This is a genomic window from Amycolatopsis jiangsuensis (assembly GCF_014204865.1).
GTDB lineage: Bacteria > Actinomycetota > Actinomycetes > Mycobacteriales > Pseudonocardiaceae > Amycolatopsis > Amycolatopsis jiangsuensis.
Window position 1 is genome coordinate 2,969,441 of record NZ_JACHMG010000001.1, and the last position, 14,242, is coordinate 2,983,682.

General features: G+C 71.7%; 15 protein-coding genes. 8 read left to right on the plus strand and 7 right to left on the minus strand.

Annotated elements, in window-relative coordinates; genetic code table 11:
• Nucleotides 1-34: 34 nt before the first annotated feature.
• Complete coding sequence (locus BJY18_RS13015; protein WP_184780226.1) at nt 35-1,024, minus strand: carbohydrate kinase family protein; 990 nt, start codon at nt 1,022-1,024, stop codon at nt 35-37.
• Between the two features lie 133 nt (nt 1,025-1,157).
• On the opposite strand from BJY18_RS13015, the gene BJY18_RS13020 reads away from it, so the two are divergent.
• Nucleotides 1,158-1,346 carry a hypothetical protein gene (locus BJY18_RS13020; RefSeq protein ID WP_184780227.1) on the plus strand — a complete coding sequence of 63 codons (189 nt, stop codon included), beginning with the start codon at nt 1,158-1,160 and terminating at the stop codon, nt 1,344-1,346.
• Nucleotides 1,347-1,588: 242 nt separating this feature from the next.
• Here the strand turns inward: BJY18_RS13020 and BJY18_RS13025 are convergent, their stop codons facing one another.
• Nucleotides 1,589-1,978 carry a HesB/IscA family protein gene (locus BJY18_RS13025; RefSeq protein WP_184780228.1) on the minus strand — a complete coding sequence of 130 codons (390 nt, stop codon included), beginning with the start codon at nt 1,976-1,978 and terminating at the stop codon, nt 1,589-1,591.
• A 144-nt stretch (nt 1,979-2,122) separates the two neighbouring features.
• On the opposite strand from BJY18_RS13025, the gene BJY18_RS13030 reads away from it, so the two are divergent.
• Entirely contained in the window at nt 2,123-2,773 is a 651-nt protein-coding gene (locus tag BJY18_RS13030; RefSeq protein ID WP_184780229.1) for a DUF3043 domain-containing protein, read from the plus strand.
• Between the two features lie 27 nt (nt 2,774-2,800).
• Here the strand turns inward: BJY18_RS13030 and BJY18_RS13035 are convergent, their stop codons facing one another.
• Nucleotides 2,801-3,493 carry an IspD/TarI family cytidylyltransferase gene (locus BJY18_RS13035; protein WP_184780230.1) on the minus strand — a complete coding sequence of 231 codons (693 nt, stop codon included), beginning with the start codon at nt 3,491-3,493 and terminating at the stop codon, nt 2,801-2,803.
• 77 nt (nt 3,494-3,570) lie between these two features.
• Here BJY18_RS13035 and cobT point away from each other — a divergent pair, with 77 nt between their 5' ends.
• On the plus strand, nt 3,571-4,650 hold the full coding sequence (cobT, locus tag BJY18_RS13040) for a nicotinate-nucleotide--dimethylbenzimidazole phosphoribosyltransferase (protein WP_184780231.1): 1,080 nt from the start codon (nt 3,571-3,573) through the stop codon (nt 4,648-4,650).
• Between the two features lie 80 nt (nt 4,651-4,730).
• On the opposite strand, the gene BJY18_RS13045 is transcribed toward cobT, so the two are convergent.
• Nucleotides 4,731-5,834, minus strand: coding sequence for a branched-chain amino acid aminotransferase (locus BJY18_RS13045; protein ID WP_184780232.1), 1,104 nt, complete (start codon nt 5,832-5,834; stop codon nt 4,731-4,733).
• A gap of 106 nt (nt 5,835-5,940) precedes the next feature.
• Between BJY18_RS13045 and BJY18_RS13050 the strand changes: the two genes are divergently transcribed.
• Nucleotides 5,941-6,246, plus strand: coding sequence for a hypothetical protein (locus tag BJY18_RS13050; protein ID WP_184784595.1), 306 nt, complete (start codon nt 5,941-5,943; stop codon nt 6,244-6,246).
• A 73-nt stretch (nt 6,247-6,319) separates the two neighbouring features.
• Here the strand turns inward: BJY18_RS13050 and BJY18_RS13055 are convergent, their stop codons facing one another.
• Together BJY18_RS13055 and BJY18_RS13060 are read right to left on the minus strand one after the other, a co-directional pair.
• Nucleotides 6,320-6,946, minus strand: coding sequence for a ribonuclease FAU-1 family protein (locus tag BJY18_RS13055; RefSeq protein WP_184780233.1), 627 nt, complete (start codon nt 6,944-6,946; stop codon nt 6,320-6,322).
• Entirely contained in the window at nt 6,939-7,790 is an 852-nt protein-coding gene (locus BJY18_RS13060) for a sulfatase (RefSeq protein WP_184780234.1), read from the minus strand. The genes BJY18_RS13055 and BJY18_RS13060 overlap by 8 nt, the downstream gene beginning before the upstream one ends.
• Nucleotides 7,791-7,892: 102 nt before the next feature.
• Here BJY18_RS13060 and BJY18_RS13065 point away from each other — a divergent pair, with 102 nt between their 5' ends.
• Together BJY18_RS13065 and BJY18_RS13070 are read left to right on the plus strand one after the other, a co-directional pair.
• A complete protein-coding gene (locus tag BJY18_RS13065) occupies nt 7,893-9,395 on the plus strand; it encodes a leucyl aminopeptidase (RefSeq protein WP_184780235.1) in 1,503 nt (500 codons plus the stop codon).
• An 83-nt stretch (nt 9,396-9,478) separates the two neighbouring features.
• Complete coding sequence (locus BJY18_RS13070; protein ID WP_184780236.1) at nt 9,479-10,462, plus strand: SMI1/KNR4 family protein; 984 nt, start codon at nt 9,479-9,481, stop codon at nt 10,460-10,462.
• A gap of 9 nt (nt 10,463-10,471) precedes the next feature.
• Here BJY18_RS13070 and BJY18_RS13075 read toward each other — a convergent pair whose 3' ends face one another.
• The gene (locus tag BJY18_RS13075; RefSeq protein ID WP_376774660.1) at nt 10,472-10,807 is read right to left on the minus strand and encodes an oxidoreductase; all 336 of its coding nucleotides are present in this window, start codon (nt 10,805-10,807) and stop codon (nt 10,472-10,474) included.
• 203 nt (nt 10,808-11,010) lie between these two features.
• Here BJY18_RS13075 and lpdA point away from each other — a divergent pair, with 203 nt between their 5' ends.
• Both lpdA and sucB read left to right on the plus strand, forming a co-directional pair.
• Entirely contained in the window at nt 11,011-12,384 is a 1,374-nt protein-coding gene (gene lpdA, locus BJY18_RS13080; RefSeq protein ID WP_184780238.1) for a dihydrolipoyl dehydrogenase, read from the plus strand.
• 54 nt (nt 12,385-12,438) lie between these two features.
• Nucleotides 12,439-14,208 carry a 2-oxoglutarate dehydrogenase, E2 component, dihydrolipoamide succinyltransferase gene (sucB, locus tag BJY18_RS13085; RefSeq protein ID WP_184780239.1) on the plus strand — a complete coding sequence of 590 codons (1,770 nt, stop codon included), beginning with the start codon at nt 12,439-12,441 and terminating at the stop codon, nt 14,206-14,208.
• Nucleotides 14,209-14,242: the final 34 nt, after the last annotated feature.

Genomic DNA, 14,242 nt, shown 5'->3' on the forward strand with positions numbered 1-14,242 from the left:
GGGAACCCCGGTTCCCACCCACGAGAGGAGTGCGTCAGGCGGGGAGGACGGGGGCGATCTCGTCGGCCGTCTCCGGTCCGAAGGCCTCGCGCAGCCGCTGCAGCGCTTCCGTGCGGTCGAAGGACCATTCCTGCGTGCCGACGGTCTCCAGGACGAGCACCGCGATCAGCGCACCGAGCTGGGCGCCCCTTTCGAGGCTCAGGCCGCCGTCGAGAGCGGTGAGGAACCCGGCGCGGAAGCCGTCGCCGACGCCGGTCGGGTCGACCTTGCCGTGCTCGGGGACCGCGCCGATCTGCAGGGCGAGCCCGTCCCGGCCGACGATCTCCACGCCCTTCTCACCGAGCGTGGTGATCCGCATGCCGACGCGCTCCAGCACGTCCGCCTCGGTCCAGCCGGACTTCTGCAGCAGCAGTTCCCATTCGTAGTCGTTGCTGAACAGGTACTTCGCGCCCTCGACGAAGGCGCGGACCTGCGCGCCGTCCATCCGGGCGAGCTGCTGGGACGGATCGACGGCGAAGGGGTACCCGCGCTGCCGGCACTCCTGCGCGTGCCGGACCATGCCGTCGGGGTCGTCCGGGCCGATCAGCACCAGGCCCAGCTCGCCAACGCGGTCGGCGATGGGCTTCAGCTCGATGTTGCGGGATTCGGCCATCGCACCGGCGTAGAAGGTGGCGATCTGGCACAGGTCCTCGTCGGTGGTGCAGACGAACCGCGCGGTCTGCGCGACCTCGGACACGAGCACCCCGCCGGTGTCCACGCCGTGCCGCTGCAGCCAGGAGTCGTAGTCGGCCCAGTCCGGCCCCACCGCGCCGACCAGGACCGGCTCCACCCCGAGCACGCCGAGCCCGAACGCGATGTTGGCGCCGATCCCGCCCCGGCGGACCACCAGGTCGTCGGCGAGGAAGCTCAGCGAGACCCGGTGCAGCTGCTCGGCCACGAGCTGCTCGGCGAACCTCCCGGGAAAGTGCATCAGGTGGTCCGTCGCGATGCTGCCGGACACGGCGATCCTGGGCTTGTCTGCCACCGGTTCTCCTCAGAAGCTGTCGGGTACCCGCCTCGGCGCGGGCATGCCCCTTCCGGGTAGTTCCCGCGCACGAGCCGACACTACCGGCTGGTACCGCTGTCGCCCTCGAACGCGGCTCAATAGCGTACGAGGGGTGGACCTCACGCCTGAACCGGAAAGTCTCGACGAGCTGATCGCCGACTGCGCCCACCTCCCGTCCGCGCTGCACGCGCCCCGGACGGCCGCCGTGGCGGGCCGGCTGCCCACCCCGCGCAGCCCGCGGCCGTGGACGGTCGACGACGCCTGCCACGCCCAGGTCGCCGACCTGGATGCCTACGTCTGATCCACGGTCGATCAGCGCTGCTGGTCGACCAGGCGCCCTACGGGTGACCAGCAACGGACCCACGGCCGGTCTGCGACACATCCCTGGCAGCTCCGGGCGTGCCGAAAGCCTGGTCCAGCCAGGCGCCGCACTGCTGGTCACCCCGCCGGCCGCACTCCGGGTCGTACCCCGGTCACCGCGTGGAACGAACGAAGGCCGCCTGCCGGGAAGTTCCCGGCAGGCGGCCTTCGTTCGTGCTCAGCTCAGTGGAAGCTGTCGCCGCAGGCACACGAGCCGGTGGCGTTCGGGTTGTCGATCGTGAAGCCCTGCTTCTCGATCGTGTCCACGAAGTCGATCACGGCCTCGGACACGTAGGGCGCACTCATCCGGTCGACCGCCACACGCAGGCCGTCGAAGTCGCGGAACAGGTCGCCGTCGAGCGTGCGCTCGTCGAAGAACAGCTGGTAGCGCAGGCCCGCGCAGCCACCGGGCTGGACGGCGATGCGCAGGTGCATGTCGTCGCGGCCCTCCTGCTCGAGCAGCGCCTTCGCCTTGGCGGCCGCGTTGTCGGTCAAGGTCACGCCGTGGGTTTCCTCGGCGGTCTCGGCCTGCGCGCCGGTCTGCTCCACGCCGGTCTGCTCAGCGGTCGTCATGGCACTCCCTCTAGGTCGAACTCGCTGCGGGTACTTCTCATCCACCACGTCCAACACGGGTGGCACCCGATCTGTTCCCACTCCATCGTCGCACATGCCACGACCTGGTGAACAACGTCGTGACGTCTGCAATACCCTGGTGCGGTGAGGTTCCTGCGCCGAAAGACCGATGATCCCGCCGCCGACGAGTCCGCGGCCGAGGCCGTCGGGGTCGAGTCCGCCCCCGCCGCCAAGGCGTACACGCCGGGCAAGGGCAAGGCCACGCCGACGCGGCGGGAGGCCGAGGGACGCAAGCGCGGACCGGTCGCGGCGCCGCCGACCACCATGCGCGAGGCGATGAAGCGCAACAAGGAACTGCGCAAGGCCAACCCGGTGACCAAGGAAGAACGCCGGGCGGCCGCGAAGCAGCGGCGCGAGCGGATGATGTCCGGCGAGGACAAGTACCTGCCCCCGCGCGACCGCGGCCCGGTCAAGGCCTACGTGCGCGACCTCGTGGACTCCCGGCGCAACATCCTGGGCCTGTTCATGCCGCTGGCCATCCTGGTGTTCGTGGCGCTGCTCATCCCGGCGCCCGCGGCGCAGCAGTACATCACCCTGATCTGCATGGCGATGCTGCTGGTCATGGCCATCGAGGGCACCGTCAACGGCCGCCGGATCGGCAAGCTGGCCCGCGAGCGCTTCCCGAAGGAAGTGACCCGCGGCGTGGGCTGGTACGCCTTCGTCCGCGCCAGCCAGATCCGCAAGCTGCGGGTCCCCAAACCCCGGCTGCGCGCAGGCGACCCGATCCCCGGCTGACCCGGGGTTCGCACGCTCCCCACCAGGTCAGCGGGTCAGCAGCCGTTCGGCCACCGCGAGGTCGTGCGGGTAGGTGATCTTCAGGTTCTCCGCGCCGCCGGGCACCCACTGCACCCGCAGGGTGGAGAACCGTTCCATACACGACGCCGTGTCGGTGCCGAGGAACGCTTCGGCCTCCGCCTGTTCGTACGCCGCGAGCAGCGGCCGCGCGCGGAAACCCTGGGGCGTCTGCACGCGGATCGCCCCGGGCAGCGGGCCCGCGACGGTGTCCGGTCCGGCCATCGAGACCACGTCGTCGGCCGCCACGCCGGGCACCGCTCCCCCGTGCTCCCGCGTCTGTCGCAGGACCGAACCGATCAGCTCGGGCCGGACCAGTGGCCGGGCCGCGTCGTGCAGGAGCACCGCGTCCACGGTCCCGTCCTCGATCCGCGGGGCGAGATGGCGCAGGGCGTTGAGTTCCGAGGCCTGCCGGGTCGGGCCGCCGGGCACGATCTCCACCGGCCCCGGACGCGCGGCCAGCACCTCACGGGCCAGTTCGGCGTCCTGCGGGCGGATCACCAGCACCAGCACGCCGATTTCGGGCACCTCACCGAACGCCGCGAGCGACCAGGCGACCACGCGCCGTCCCGCGACCGGCAGATAAGCCTTGTTGAGCGTAGCCCCCACCCGGGTTCCCGCACCACTGGCCAGCACGACCCCGGCCGCCGTCGTTTCCCGCACGGCACCCGACCCTAACCACCCCGTCCGGGCGGGCGGTAGGTTGGGCGCGGGAAAACCCGCCGAGAGGAAGGCCTGGTGTGGACGCGGAAACCGGCATCGAATTCGGCGAGATCGAGCCACCCAGCGACCAGGCACGTTCGGCGGCCATCGCACTGCACGACAAGCTGGTGAAGCCGGCCGGTTCACTCGGACGGCTGGAGGAGCTCGGCGTGTGGATCGCGGCGTGTCAGGGCCAGGCCCCGCCGCGGCCGTTCACCCGGCCACGGGTGGTGGTGTTCGCCGGCGACCACGGCATCGCGGCCAGGGGCGTGTCCGCCTACCCGCGGGAGGTCACGTCGCAGCTGGTGTCCACCATGCTCACCGGCGGTGCGGCGATCAACGTGCTGGCCGCCGCGGCGGGCGCCGGCGTGCGGGTGGTGGACATGGCGGTGGACACCGAAGAATCGGCGATGCGCTCGATCGGCGAGTTCAAGGTGCGCCGGGGCTCCGGGTCGATCGACGTCGAGGACGCCCTCACCGACGCCGAGGTCCGCGCGGCCGTGTCGGCCGGCAGGAAGGTCGCCGACGCCGAGGTCGACGGCGGCGCCGACCTGCTCATCGCCGGCGATCTGGGCATCGGCAACAGCACCCCGGCCTCGGTACTGGTCGCCGCGCTGACCGGCAGCGAACCGGTGGCCGTGGTGGGCCGCGGTTCGGGCATCGACGACACCACCTGGATGCGCAAGGCCACCGCGGTCCGCGACGCGCTCCGCCGGGCGCGCGTGGTACTGGCCGACCCGCTGGCCCTGCTGCGCACCTCCGGCGGCGCCGACCTCGCCGCCATGGCCGGTTTCCTGGCCCAGGCCGCGGTACGCCGTACTCCGGTGGTGCTGGACGGCCTGGTGGTGTCCTCGGCCGCGCTGCTGGCCGAGGAACTGGCACCCGGCGCCCGGCGCTGGTGGATGTCCGGCCAGCTGACCGGAGAGCCCGCGCACGCACTGGCACTGGAGCAGCTGGACCTGGGCGGCCTGCTCGACCTGGACGTCCGCCTCGGCGAGGGCACCGGCGCGGTCACCGCCCTGCCCCTGCTGATGATGGCGGCCCGCGTACTCGCCGAGATGACCACCCACGAACAGTCCGGCGTGGCCGGGCCGCTCACTCCGGTCCCGGCGCCCTGACCGAGCTGCCGGCGCTGTCCGGCGGTGAAGGCCTCCTTCAGGGATTCCCCGAAGGAGGCCTTCGTCGTCACTCCAGCAGCTCAGCGCAGCGGCAGCATCCAGCCTTCCGGGGCCTTCCGGGTGCCCTCCTGGATGCCGACCAGCTGTTCGCGCAGCTGCATCGTCACGGAACCGGGTTCGCCGCCGGAGACGGAGAATTCGCCGCCGCTGTGCCGCACGTGACCGACCGGGGTGATCACCGCGGCCGTGCCGCACGCGAAGACCTCGGTCAGCTCGCCGGAGGCGGCCGCCTTCTCCCACTCCTCGGTGGAGATCCGGCGCTCCTCGACCGCGTATCCGGCGTCGCGGGCCAGCTGCAGCAACGACTTCCGGGTCACCCCCGGCAGCAGCGAACCGGACAGCTCCGGCGTGACGACGCGGGCCTGCTCACCCGAGCCGAAGACGAAGAACAGGTTCATCCCGCCCATCTCCTCGACCCAGCGCCGTTCCACCGCGTCCAGCCACACCACCTGGTCGCAGCCCTTCTCCACGGCCTGCGCCTGCGCCACGAACGACGCCGCGTAGTTGCCCGCGCACTTGGCCGCGCCGGTGCCACCGGGGGCCGCCCGGACGTACTCGGTGGACAGCCACACGCGCACCGGCTTCACACCGCCGCTGAAGTAGGACCCGGCAGGCGAGGCGATCAGCGTGTACACGTAGTCCGCGGCCGGCTGGTTGACACCCAGCCCGGACGAGGTGGAGATCATGAACGGCCGCAGGTACAGCGAGTCACCTTCGCGGGTAGGCACCCACCGCTCGTCCACCTCGATCAGCTGACGCAGCGAGTCGAGGAAGATGTCCTCCGGCAGCTCCGGCATCGCCAGCCGCGCGGCGGACTCCTGGAACCGGGCGGCGTTGGCGTCCGGGCGGAACGCGGCGATCGTGCCGTCCGGCTGGCGGTAGGCCTTGAGTCCCTCGAAGATCGCCTGGCCGTAGTGCAGCACGGACGTCGCCGGGTCGAGCGTGAACGGGGCGTACGGGCCGACCGTGGCGTCGTGCCAGCCCTCCTGCTTGTTCCACTTCACGGTGACCATGTGGTCGGTGAAGTACGTGCCGAACCCGGGCTTGGTCAGTACCTCGGCGACGCGGTCCGCGCTCGCGGGGCTCGGGTGCGGGACATGGGTGAACTGCGTCGCTGTGGTCATAGCCGGATTTTAGCGCTTGGTCGGACGGGCGTTAGTCGGACGTCCACGGGTTTTCCGGCCACGCGTGCGGCGACCGGGGTCGCGCCTCTACGATGGACTGGTGAGCATGCACCCAGCACAGCCGTCGCAGTCCGCACAGCTTGCCAAGACCGGCACCGGCACGGACGTGAAGACGTTCGCGACCGCGGTGCTGCTGACCTTCGGCGCCGGCATGCTCGCCATGGTCGGCTGGGGCCTGCTGGGCAGCGGATTCGGCTTCTTCCTCGGCCTGGTCGCGGCCGGCTTCGGCCTCTACTGGTGGCACAGCCTGCACGGCAGCCTCATCTCGGCGAAGCTGCCGGCCCGCTCGGTCGTGCTGCTCTTCGTGGCCGACGCGATCCTGATGGTCGCGCTGCTGCTGCTGGCGCGCTGATCCCCGACGCCTGACCGGCCGAGCCTGACCGGGGACTGTTCGGGCAAGCCCGGCAAGCAGCGTCGGCCCCCGCTCAGCCGAGTCCGGCAGGCAGCGCGGGCACCGGCCAGCCGGGTTCCGGACGGAAGCCGGTCCAGGTGCCGTCGAACGGGAACGTGCCGCGTTCGGCCAGCGCGCCGATGCGTTCGCCTTCCGCGCGCAGCCGGTCGAGCTGCCCGACAGTGAGCCTTCCCGCGGCCACTGCCTCCTCGGCCTCGTCCTCGTCCTTCCAGCGCCATCCCTGCCCGGGCGTGACGACCACGTCCAGCACCCCGTCGATGCGGTCCGGACCGCCCGCGGTACGGCCGAGCGGCACCTCGAGGTTCACGTACCAGTCCCGGAACCGCCCGTCCGGTTCGAAGAACCACCACACCGACGACCAGCTCTCCTCCGGGATCATCCGCAACGTCGACGAGCCGTGCCAGGTGCCGGGCACCGGGACTCGCGGCACCCGGAAGCGCTCCGCCAGCGGGGCCTCGCGCAGGGTCCGGCCGTCCGCGAGCCGGCTGCCGACGATCGGCGTGCCCATCGGGAGCCAGCCGAAAAGCACCTGCCCGTCGTCGGAGATCACCCGCAACGGATGCTGCTGGCCGACCGTGCCGTCCGGTCGCAGGAAGCGTTCGACGACAGTCCGGCCCGGCTCCCAGAGGTAGTCACTCACGCACGTCACGGTATCGGCGAACCCGGGCCCTGAGGATCAGCTCGGCGACCGCGCCGATCCCCGCCACGACCAGTGCCGCGTACACCGGGACGAACGTCGCGGCGACCGCTGCGACCAGCCCGCTCGCGACGCCGGGCAAACGACCGTCCGGCGCGAACCGCTCGCGCGCGTCGGTGAACGTGGTCAGCGCGGCGGGGACCGTCGCGAGCACCACGATCACGGTCAGCAACGGCTGCAGCTGCCCGGCGTCGGCGGCGTAGAGCAGGTCGCGGAACGACGTTTCGGCGAGCCCGAGCCGGATCGGCCCGAGTTGCACGAGTGCGACCACGGTCACCACCACCGCGACCACCCCGAGCGTCACCGCACGCCGCCGCTCTCCGCTGCCCGTCAGCAGGAACGGCAGCACGACGAGCGCAGCCACCACGATCGCCGCCACGTTCGGGACGCCGGCACCACTCGTCGTCGTCACCGGCGCCACGACCACACACAGCACCACCAGCACCACCGCGGCGGCGAACAGCACGACCGTCACCCAGCGGACGAGCGTGGCAGGCAGGCGCAGCCCCGCGACGTCCGCCACGGTCACGAGGACGACCAGACCGGCCGCGGCGTACGCAGGCTGGGCCGGCACCACGTACGCACCGAAGGCGAGCGCGAACACCACCACCTGCGCCAGCCGCACGATTCCGCCCACGTACCGGTCGAGCTGCCCGGACCCGAGCGGCGGCAGCCGGGTGACGAGCGCGGCGGTCACCGCGGCGAGCGCCACGCCGGCGAGTACCCAGTAACCGGCACCCGCGGCACCCACCGCCAGCACCACGAGAAGGCCCCCACCGAGCCACACGACGGTCCCCTTCCCACACTCGGCCGAACGTGTCATTAGCATGGCTCACGATTGACCGGGCAGATCCGCCCGGTACCACCGCGACGTCGCGAGGAGCCAGAAGTGACCGTGCCGAAGCTTGCCCTCACCGAGAACACCGATGCGGCAGTGGGTAAAACCCGCGCCGACGTGGTCGTGATCGGCATCGTGCAGGGCGAGGACGGTCCCGTGCTCGCCGCGGGTGCCGAGGTCGCCGACGCGGCGTTCGACGGGAAGCTCGCCGAGGTACTGGGCACGCTGGGCGCGACCGGCAAGGCCGAGCAGGTCGTGAAGCTGGCGACGCTGGGCAAGCTGCCCGCGGGGGTGCTCCTCGCCGTCGGCCTTGGCAAGGAAGAGAACGGCACGGTCACCGCGGAGCAGGTGCGCCGCGCCGCCGGTGCCGCGGCTCGCGCGCTGACGGGCACCGACCGTGCCTTCGTGACGCTGTCCGCGCTCGACCTGCAGGCCGCTGCCGAAGGCACCGCGCTCGGCACGTACGCGTTCACCGAGTACCGCTCGGCGAAGGGCGACAGCCCGCTGGCCCGCGTCGACTTCGTGAGCCCGGCCGAGGGCGCCACGCGCGAGCACAAGGCCACGCTCAAGGCGGCCACCGCGATCGCCGAGTCGGTGATCATCGCCCGTGACCTGATCAACACCCCGCCGAACGACCTGTTCCCGGCCTCGTTCGCCGACCGCGCGAAGAAGCTGGCCGAGGCGAACGGCCTCGCCTTCGAGGTGCTCGACGAGAAGGTGCTCAAGCGCAAGGGCTTCGGCGGCATCCTGGGCGTCGGCGGCGGTTCCACGCGCCCGCCGCGGCTGCTGCGCGTGAGCTGGAAGCCGGCCAAGGCCGGCAAGAAGGTCGCGCTGGTCGGCAAGGGCATCACCTTCGACTCCGGCGGCATCTCGCTCAAGCCCGCCGCGGGCATGGACGACATGACCTCCGACATGTCCGGTGCGGCCGCCGTGCTCGCGTCGGTGGTGCTGGCCGCGAAGCTGAAGTACCCGCTCGAGGTCACCGCGCACATCCCGCTCGCGGAGAACCTGCCCTCGGGCAGCGCCTACCGCCCGGGTGACGTGCTGAGCATGTACGGCGGCAAGACCGTCGAGGTGCTCAACACCGACGCCGAGGGCAGGCTCGTGCTGGCCGACGCGATCGTGCGGGCCGGCGAGGAGAATCCGGACTACCTGATCGAGACCTCCACGCTCACCGGCGCCCAGGTCGTCGCGCTCGGCAACCGCACCGCGGGCGTGATGGGCTCGGACGAGTTCCGCGACCGGGTCGCCGGCATCATGCAGGCCACCGGCGAGGGCGGCTGGGCCATGCCGCTGCCTGAGGAGCTGCGCGGTGACCTGGACTCGCGGCTGGCCGACCTGGCCAACGTCACCGGTCACCGCTGGGGCGGCATGCTCGTCGCCGGCATCTTCCTGCGCGAGTTCGTGGCCGAGGGCCTGCCGTGGGCGCACATCGACGTCGCGGGCCCGGCGTTCCACAAGAACGCGCCGTACGGCTACACCGCCAAGGGCGGCACCGGCGTCCCGGTCCGCTCGATCGCCGCCGTGCTCGCGGACATCGCCGACCAGGGCTGACGGCCGGGAAGGTCTCCTGCACGGGAACCGGATTCCCGGCAGGAGGCCTTCACCGGACCCCGGAGTGTGGCACTCTCGCGGCCATGGAACCCAGCGACTACCTCGAGACCGCGGTCCGGGAAGTGCTGACCGGGGACGAGCCGGCGGTGGACCGGCAGGTCGGTCACGCGGCCCTGCTGCTGGCCACCGCGGGTGCGGCCGAATCCGCGGACCGCTTGGTGACGCAGTGGGCTTCGGTGACCGACCGTCCCGCGTCGTCGCTGGCCGCGGACGCGGTGCGTGCCCGCGCGTGGGCCATGCTGTTCGAGGCACGGGGTGAGCGTCCACAGTGGGCGGAATCGTTGCCACCACTGGACCTCGACGAGGAAGAGCGTGCGCACCAGGCGTTCCTCGGCCGTACAGTGTCTGATTTGGACGGTCTTTTCGAGGGTTCCCCGGTGGCCGGCGTGGTCGGCGCACTCGCCCCGGGGCGGCCCGATCCGGTACGCACGGCGCTCGCCGAAGCCGATCTCGACCGCTGGGCGGAGCTGGTCACGAACCGTCCGAGCCCGGACGTCGCGGCACTCGCCGCCACCCGCACGCTGGCGCCCCGGCTCGTGGCCGGCGCCGATCCGCTCGGGCTCGGTCCGGAGTGGCCGCAGCAGTGCGCGGGTGCGCTGGTCGCCGCGCTGCGGGAGCGGTACCCGGCCGGCCGGGAGAGCTGGCCCGACCTCGTCGCCGCGGTACTGCGGCTGCGGGGGCAGCATTCCGCCGGCCCCGCCGCGCCCGCCGACGTTTCCGCCGCGCAGCAGCGGCTCGGCGTCCGGCTCCCGGACGACTACCAGGACTTCCTCGCCGTGTCCGACGGGCTGCCCGCGGACGTCGTCTTCCCCCGGCTGCTGCCCGCGCGCGAACTGCGGGGCGAGGGTGACGTGGTGATCGTCTCCGAACCGGCGACCGTGCTGCTCACCCGGACCGGCGGGGACTGGCGCGCGATCGAGGTGGACCTCACCCACGGCAGCAGCGCGCACCCGTCCTTCCGCGCGCTGCTCGAACACCACCTCCGGCTGCTCGAGGCGAGCGCCTGAGCCCGCTCACTACTCGGGACGGCGCTTCTTCCGCTCGCGGTAGTCACGCATGCGCTGCGGGTAGCCCACCTTGGACACCTCGTACACCGGGATGGTGTTGCGGTGCCCGAACCGCTGCGCCGCCTCGAGGCTGCCGATCCGGCGGCGCGTCGACTCGCCGTCGTGGGCGACGAGCAGCACGGTGGTCTCGGTCACTGTCGTTCGGGGTTCGACGAACGCCTCCACACCCCGCCGGCCTGCCGCCCATTCCTCCAGGTAACGCGTGTCCTCGGAGTCGGCCCGCCGTGCTCCGGCGGACCGTCCGCCGCCCCGCCCGCGCCGCCGCAACGAGTCGAAGATCCCCACTGGCGACCACCTCTCATCCCTGTGCAGTCCCGGTTCCATTATTCCCGGCACCCGGTGTGGCCGGTGTCGCATGGCCTGCTTGGTACGGCTAGGTCGCAAGCCCGGACGGCCTAGTGACAAGATGGCCTTGTCCGCGCGCGCGTTTATACCGGGTGCCGCGGCAACCGAGAGCTTCACCCCATCGCTGCCGAGGAGTTATTGAAGTGAGCGACACCTCCGCCGACCTCGTGATCCTGGGAGGCGGATCGGGCGGCTACGCCGCGGCCTTCCGCGCGGCCGAGCTGGGCCTTTCCGTCACGCTGATCGAGAAGGACAAGCTGGGCGGGACCTGCCTGCACCGTGGCTGCATCCCGACCAAGGCCCTGCTGCACGCCGCGGAGGTCGCGGACGAGGCCCGTGACGCGGAGTCGTTCGGCGTCAAGGCCGTGTTCGAGGGCATCGACATCGCGGGGGTGAACAAGTACAAGGACGGCATCGTCTCCCGGCTCTACAAGGGCCTGCAGGGCCTGGCCAAGGCGCACAAGGTCAACCTCGTCGAAGGCACCGGCCGGTTCGTCGGCGGCACGACGGTCGAGGTCGAGGGCACCCGCTACACCGGCAAGAACGTCATCCTGGCCACCGGTTCGTACTCGCGTACGCTGCCCGGCCTCGAGCTCGGCGGCCGGATCATCGCGAGTGAGCAGGCGCTCACCCTCGACTCCGTGCCGAAGAAGGTCGTGGTGCTCGGCGGCGGCGTCATCGGGGTGGAGTTCGCCAGCGTGTGGGCCTCCTTCGGGGTCGACGTCACCGTGGTCGAGGCGCTGCCGCGGCTGGTCCCGAACGAGGACGAGTTCGCCTCCAAGCAGCTCGAGCGCGCGTTCCGCCGCCGCAAGATCGCGTTCAAGACCGGCGTGCGGTTCACCGGCGCGAAGCAGGACGACAACGGCGTCAGCGTGTCGCTGGAGTCCGGCGAGACCCTCGAGGCCGACCTGCTGCTGGTCGCCGTCGGCCGTGGCCCGAACTCGGCAGGCCACGGTTACGAGGAGGCCGGCGTCACGATCGACCGCGGCTTCGTGCTGACCGACGAGCGCCTGCGTACCAACCTCCCCAACGTCTACGCCGTCGGCGACATCGTGCCGGGCCTGCAGCTCGCACACCGCGGGTTCCAGCAGGGCATCTTCGTGGCCGAGGAGATCGCCGGGCAGAACCCGCGGGCGATCGACGAGCGCGGCATCCCGCGGGTCACCTACTCCCACCCCGAGGTCGCCTCCGTGGGGCTGACCGAGGCGCAGGCCAAGGAGCAGTACGGGGCGGACGTCACCACGTTCACCTACGACCTCGGCGGCAACGGCAAGAGCCAGATCCTCAAGACCTCCGGTGGGGTGAAACTGGTGAAGGCCCCGGACGGCCCGGTCGTCGGGGTGCACATGGTCGGCGACCGCGTCGGCGAGCTGATCGGCGAGGCGCAGCTGGTCTACAGCTGGGAGGCGTTCCCGGAGGACGTCGCCCCGCTGATCCACGCGCACCCCACCCAGACCGAAGCCCTCGGTGAAGCGTTCCTCGCCCTCGCGGGCAAGCCGCTGCACGTGCACAGCTGACGTCTCACCTGCAGAATCCACATACGTCGTACAAGCAAAGGGAGTCAGCGAACAATGGCCTACTCCGTCACCTTGCCGGAGCTCGGCGAGAGCGTCACCGAGGGCACTGTCACACGGTGGTTGAAGCAGGAAGGCGACACGGTCGAGGTCGACGAGCCGTTGCTCGAGATCTCGACCGACAAGGTCGACACCGAGGTCCCGTCGCCGGTCGCCGGCACGGTGGTGAAGCTCAGCGCGAGCGAGGACGAGACCGTCGAGGTCGGTGCCGAGCTGGCGGTGATCGACGACGGCACCGGCGGTGTGCCGGAGTCCTCGGGAACCGAGCAGCAGGAAGCGCCTGCCGAACAGCCGGCTCCGCAGCAGCAGGAGGCGCCCGCGCAGGCGGAGGCGCCGTCGCAGCCGGACACCGCGCCCGCGGCCGGTGGCGAGGGCACCGAGGTGAAGCTGCCCGAGCTGGGCGAGAGCGTCACCGAGGGCACCGTCACCCGGTGGCTCAAGCAGGTCGGTGACACCGTCGAGGTCGACGAGCCGCTGCTGGAGATCTCCACCGACAAGGTCGACACCGAGGTTCCCTCCCCGGTCGCCGGCACGGTGCTGGAGATCCGCTCGGGCGAGGACGAGACGGTCGAGGTCGGCGGCGTGCTCGCGGTGATCGGCGACGCGAGCGCGGCACCGAAGTCCGCTCCGGCCGCGCAGCCGGAGCCGGTCCAGGAGAGCAAGCCCGAGCCGAAGCCGGAACCCCAGCCCCGACCGGTCCAGGAGAGCAAGCCTGAACCGAAGCCCGAGCCGAAGCCCGAGCCGAAGCCGCAGCCTGCCGCCCCGGCTCCGGCCGCGCAGCAGGGCAACGGCGCGGCCGAGGGCCCGTACGTCACGCCGCTGGTGCGGAAGCTGGCGTCCGAGCACGACATCGACCTCACCACCCTGACCGGCAGCGGGGTCGGTGGCCGGATCCGCAAGCAGGACGTGCTCGCGGCGGCCGAGGAGAAGCAGAAGCAGGCCGCTCCGGCGGCGTCCGCGCCCGCCGCGGCTCCGGCCGCTCCGGCTGCTTCGGCGCCCGCCCCGTCCGCGCCCCGGGCCGCCGCGGCACCGGACGTCGCCGCGCTGCGCGGCACCGTGCAGAAGGCGAGCCGGATCCGGCAGATCACCGCGACCAAGACCCGCGAGTCGCTGCAGGAATCCGCGCAGCTTACGCAGGTGCACGAGGTGGACGTCACCAAGATCGCCAAGCTGCGCCAGCGGGCGAAGGCGGCGTTCAAGGAGCGCGAGGGCGTCAACCTCACGTTCCTGCCGTTCTTCGCCAAGGCGACGGTCGAGGCGCTCAAGCAGCACCCGAACGTCAACGCGTCCTACAACGAGGACAGCAAGGAGATCACCTACCACGGCGCCGTGCACCTGGGCATCGCGGTGGACACCGAGCGTGGCCTGCTCTCGGTCGTGATCCACGACGCGGGCGAGCTGAGCCTTGCCGGTCTCGCGCACCGCATCGCCGACCTGGCGAACCGGGCCCGTGCCAACCAGATCAAGCCGGACGAGCTGACCGGCGGCACCTTCACCATCACGAACATCGGCAGCAACGGCGCCCTGTTCGACACGCCGATCATCGTGCAGCCGCAGTCCGGCATGCTCGGTACCGGCGCCGTGGTGAAGCGTCCGGTCGTGGTGGCCGACGCCGAGGGCAACGACACCATCGCGGTGCGCTCGATGGCCTTCCTGCCGCTGACCTACGACCACCGCCTTGTCGACGGCGCCGACGCCGGCCGCTTCCTGACCACCATCAAGCAGCGCCTGGAAGAGGGCAACTTCGAGGACGAGCTGGGGCTGTAACCGCTCAGCAGGTCCGCGGCTCCGTGAAGGCCTC

What these genes read in the sequence shown, in the direction of transcription:
- BJY18_RS13025 (WP_184780228.1), bottom strand. Translation starts at nt 1,978, where the DNA reads ATGACGACCGCTGAGCAGACCGGCGTGGAGCAGACCGGCGCGCAGGCC.
- BJY18_RS13045 (WP_184780232.1), bottom strand. Translation starts at nt 5,834, where the DNA reads ATGACCACAGCGACGCAGTTCACCCATGTCCCGCACCCGAGCCCCGCG.
- BJY18_RS13050 (WP_184784595.1), top strand. Translation starts at nt 5,941, where the DNA reads ATGCACCCAGCACAGCCGTCGCAGTCCGCACAGCTTGCCAAGACCGGC.
- BJY18_RS13070 (WP_184780236.1), top strand. Translation starts at nt 9,479, where the DNA reads ATGGAACCCAGCGACTACCTCGAGACCGCGGTCCGGGAAGTGCTGACC.
- sucB (WP_184780239.1), top strand. Translation starts at nt 12,439, where the DNA reads ATGGCCTACTCCGTCACCTTGCCGGAGCTCGGCGAGAGCGTCACCGAG.